This window comes from Bacillus sp. P4_D3 (genome assembly GCF_056401855.1).
Map to the genome: position 1 here is coordinate 1 of NZ_JBFUIN010001263.1, position 599 is coordinate 599.

Consider the following 599-nt stretch of genomic DNA (forward strand, 5'->3'; position numbering starts at 1 on the left):
CAACAAAAGTTGTGAACCCAGGAATTGCCCCTCCGTGACCCCAAATTGAAACACCGTTTGGAAGTTTAGTCTCATAGATTCCAAGACCATATCCGTCACCAACGCCTTCTCCTTCTGTAGGAACTGTAGTAAGCATTTCTTTTAATTGATTCTCCTTCAGTAACTTACCACCGAGTAGAGATGAAAAGAACGTATTTAAATCGTCCGCATTAGAAATCATATCTCCAGCTGAATTAGCTAAACTCGGATTATAATACGTTATGTCTTTCAACTCGCTTGTTCCGTCAATTTTCATATACCCTCGAGCATGATTCTTTCCTGGGATAACGGTTGAATTCCCTGGTAAAAACGTATTTGACAGATCCAAAGGTTCAATAATTCGCTTTTCAATTTCTTCTGCATAACTATTTCCAGTTATTTTTTCAATAAGCATTCCCAATATTACGTATCCTGTGTTTGAATACGACCACCCCTTACCTGGCGAAAAATCAGGTGGTAGAGAAAGCCCCATTTTCACTATTTCTTCTGCTGTATACGTTTTTTTCGAATTCATTATGTCAGCGTCTTTTGACTTTAAATATTCAGCTATACCACTCGTA

Annotated in this window: 1 protein-coding gene; it reads right to left on the minus strand. The window is 38.2% G+C overall.

The features are described 5' to 3' along the window. The coding region (locus tag AC1DTM_RS30695) for a serine hydrolase domain-containing protein (protein ID WP_477001732.1) at window positions 1–599 on the minus strand (599 nt) is incomplete at both ends.